The 3,529-nt window shown below is 47.5% G+C and carries 3 protein-coding genes and 1 pseudogene; all 4 read left to right on the top strand.

Annotated features, from left to right (window positions below):
• A pseudogene (locus tag G3O08_RS20445) lies at nt 1-222 on the top strand (hypothetical protein); the annotation flags it as partial.
• A 144-nt stretch (nt 223-366) separates the two neighbouring features.
• On the top strand, nt 367-1,305 hold the full coding sequence (locus G3O08_RS20440; RefSeq protein WP_163287307.1) for a tyrosine-type recombinase/integrase: 939 nt from the start codon (nt 367-369) through the stop codon (nt 1,303-1,305).
• Nucleotides 1,302-2,168: a tyrosine-type recombinase/integrase gene (locus G3O08_RS20435; RefSeq protein ID WP_163287306.1), complete on the top strand. Its 867-nt coding sequence runs from the start codon at nt 1,302-1,304 to the stop codon at nt 2,166-2,168. The genes G3O08_RS20440 and G3O08_RS20435 overlap by 4 nt, the downstream gene beginning before the upstream one ends.
• The gene (locus G3O08_RS20430; RefSeq protein ID WP_163287305.1) at nt 2,165-2,323 is read left to right on the top strand and encodes a hypothetical protein; all 159 of its coding nucleotides are present in this window, start codon (nt 2,165-2,167) and stop codon (nt 2,321-2,323) included. Before G3O08_RS20435 ends, G3O08_RS20430 begins: the two co-directional genes overlap by 4 nt.
• The last annotated feature ends 1,206 nt before the right edge of the window (nt 2,324-3,529 follow it).

Raw genomic sequence — 3,529 nt, 5'->3', positions numbered from 1 at the left:
AAAGACTACGCTTTTACGCGGATGGAAATACGCCATGCGCTGAAAACGAGCAAGACAAGGCAGCATGTTTATATGCAGGAACTGCAAGATTATGAGTATGTGCGCCAAGTAAACGGCCACGCAAACCGCGGTTTTAAATACCAAATAGGCTACTGGGACAGTCTGGAAGCCATCCGAGCGAAAATACAAGACCATTTGGATAAACAACTTGAAAAAATATAGCTGGTGTTCCAAGTGCGCGGAACACCAAACGGAACGCCAGAAGCCAGTAAAATGGTTGGGCTAAAAACCATAAACTACTAATAATCAAAATAAAACGCTCGGCTCGCAGCCTTGGCGTTCCGCGTTCTGAAAAAGTGTAAAGAGATGAGAAACTTCGTCATAACATACCCAAACCATCATACCTACCGAAAACAAGCCGAACTTTTTTACCAGGACTTGTTGGCTCTGGGCTTCGCCCCGCGCAGCGCACGGACAAAATACCACAGCCTTCTCGACTTCTTTTGTCGGCTGGAAAAACAAGGCATAGCAGAAACCAAAGCCATCAAAACCGAACACCTGCAATCGTACTTCGACCACTTAAAACAACGCCCAAACAAAGTAAACGGCAACCCCATAAAACTGCAAAGCTGCCTGAACCAAATCCGCGCCATCGGCCAGTTCTTTGACGGCTTGCAGCAAAAAGCTGAAATCTTAGAAAACCCCGCAAGTGCCTTAAAGCTGCCCCGACCGGTCAAAAACCGCCAAAGCACAAGGCAGGTGCTGGAACAGGAAGAAATAAAAGTGATTTATGAAGTTGCAGAAACCAAACGGGAACGCGCCATGCTTGCCCTCGCCTACGGCTGCGGCCTACGTGTGAGCGAACTGGTGGCGGTGGATCTGAAAGACATCCGCTTCCGGGAAAAAATCCTGATCGTACCAAAAGGCAAAGGCAACAAGCGCAGGGTTGTTCCGCTAAGCCGGGGAACGGTGGAAGATATCAGCAGTTATTTTTACGAACACAGGCCTTTTTTTATCGACCCAAGCCATCCGACACCGGCATTTATGCTGCACGACCGCGGCGGACGGATGAAAAAATACACCTGGAACAAGCGGTTTAAAGCTTTGGTGGAAAGAACCGAAAACCTTGACTTGCAAGCCAAGAAACCGACCATGCACCACCTGCGGCATTCCATCGCTACGCACCTGATCGAGCAAGGCGTAAAGGTGGAGCAAGTGCGGGAGTTCCTCGGCCATGCACATATCGAAACCACGGAAATCTATACGCATATCGGAAGAAGGCAACTCAAAAACATGCGCAGATGAAGGGGTTGGCGAAATACATCACGAAAAACTACAGCCCGAGATCGCTGCAAAATTACCTGTATCTGATCGAGCGTTACAAAACCTTTACGCACGAACCCGAAACGGCTGTTTATGCCGATGTGCTGCGCTACATCGCCCACCTTCGGGAGTTAAAAAAGCACCCAAAAACCTTGCGAAACCATCTTTTTGCGGTAAAGATCTACTACCGGTATTTAGTCGAAACGGGGCAACGAAAAACCCATCCGTGTCAAAGCTTGCAGCTCAAAGACCGCATAAATCGGGCGGTGGACGTGCAAAGCCTTTACGCGATGGATGAAATGTTGATTTTTTTGGAAAGCTGCCAAACTCAAACACCGATCGGACAAAGGCAAAAAGTGATTACCGGCTTACTGGTTTACCAAGCCCTGATCGCCCAAGAAATCGCCGGGCTGGACTTGGCGGATATCGATCTGGACAAAGGAACGGTAAACGTAAAGAAAAGTGCAAAGCTCAACGCCCGGACACTCGACCTGAAACCTTCGCAGATCATGCTTTTGCATACCTACATGACCGAGAGCAGGGAAAAGTTGTTGATCAGAAACAGTAAAATAACGACCGAAGCTTTGATTATTACACGCTACGGAAAGCGGATCCCTGCCGGAACGGTGGCCATGGCAACCAATTACGGACGGAAAGAAACCGAGAAAATGCAGCCCTTGAAAATCCGTCAAAGCGTGATTGCCCACTTGCTCAAAAACGGCAATGATCTGCGGGTGGTGCAAGTCTTTGCCGGACACAAACGGGCATCGGCCACAGAAAGCTACAAACAAACCGGCTTGGAGCAACTCAAGACCATCATCGACAAATTACATCCATTGCAATGAAAAACAAAGAAACATCCGACACACGAAAAGCCTTTATCCGGGGCAAAGACGGAACAAAATATTGGTTCGACATGCCGAAAGAGACAGCCGAAAAAGTACTGCGGTTGCAAAAGATGATCTTGGAAGAAAGAAAAGAACGAGCCAAAAAGAAATAGTCAACCGTTAGCTGATTACGGAAATACGTTACAAAAAAGTTCATTCTTTTAAATGAACCTTCTTCTTTTTTTTTTCAACTGAAATCCTTTTTTAAGAACTGAAATCCAATCAATCAACAAACGGAAATCTTCTTTTGAACGAACATCTTTCAATCAACAAAAAACCAAAATCTTCCATCCAATCAACCTCTTTCCAAGAATCAAATAACAGGAAAAGCGGTGTTCGTCATCAGTCGTCCGCAAAAAGCCACGCCAGCCCGGCACAGCCCTTGTTTTTAGTGTTTGTTTTTTAAAGGAATAAAACAAGAGCTGCACCGCCCAAAGGGTGCTCGTTCCTCGCAGGCTGTCATGTCTTTTGCAGTTCCTTCCTCTTCCTCACGGCAGGCTACTCTGTCTTTTTTGCCTTACCAGTCGTGCCTTTGTGGTAAAGCAAAAAATCCACCGCCTGCCAGGGTTAGGCTCACCTGCGGGTCGCTGCGGGCTGCGGGCAAAGTGTTTAAAAAGCCTACCGGCAGTATGGTCTGCCCTTGTGTTGTGCGGTATGGGCTGTCACCATTTTTGCAGAAAAAGCAAAAATGCCCGCCAGCCCACACCTTCCACAGAGTGGCGCAGCGGCCTCGTCCCTCGGCCTTCCTCTGCGCCACACCCTTGCTCAACTCGCAGGCGGCTCGCGAAAAGCTTGGGCCATGTCCGCAACCCGTTCGTTCCTCTCTCATTGCAGCCATAGCCCAGCCGTTTTAGCCGCAGGCGCTTTTTTCCTTTATCCAAGCAATGAAAATCCCGACAGGAAATGAAAACAAGAGCTTGAAAAAGACGTCACTTCCGCGCGAATCGAGCTCATCCCTTTTTTTGCGTTTACGGGCGCTTGGATGCTCATTTTTAAGTATGAAAGCCCCGCAAGCTTAGTGCGAACTTTATAGATCGGGGAAGGGCATTCATACCTAAAAATCGAGCTGTAAATCCAGAGTTCGAAAAGGTAATGAGTGAAAAATCAACGTGCAGGCATTTTTTTTTCAACTGAAAACTTCATCTGAAAAGAAGAAAACCCTATCTTGCCAAACAGATGGGATGTAGAAAACTCGCATATTATGAAAAACCCGCTTTACCGTTAAGGGTACTACCGGAAAATGACGAAGTAAGGGTCATTGTCGTGTACCGGATCGAGCTTAAAAACGGAAAAGTCGTACAGGGGTGGTTTACGCCAGA

The organism is Cryomorpha ignava, assembly GCF_010686655.1.
Classification (GTDB): Bacteria; Bacteroidota; Bacteroidia; order Flavobacteriales_D; family Cryomorphaceae; genus Cryomorpha; species Cryomorpha ignava.
This window is presented reverse-complemented; position numbering and strand designations above follow the sequence as displayed.

What these genes read in the sequence shown, in the direction of transcription:
- G3O08_RS20440 (WP_163287307.1), top strand. Translation starts at nt 367, where the DNA reads ATGAGAAACTTCGTCATAACATACCCAAACCATCATACCTACCGAAAA.
- G3O08_RS20430 (WP_163287305.1), top strand. Translation starts at nt 2,165, where the DNA reads ATGAAAAACAAAGAAACATCCGACACACGAAAAGCCTTTATCCGGGGC.
- G3O08_RS20435 (WP_163287306.1), top strand. Translation starts at nt 1,302, where the DNA reads ATGAAGGGGTTGGCGAAATACATCACGAAAAACTACAGCCCGAGATCG.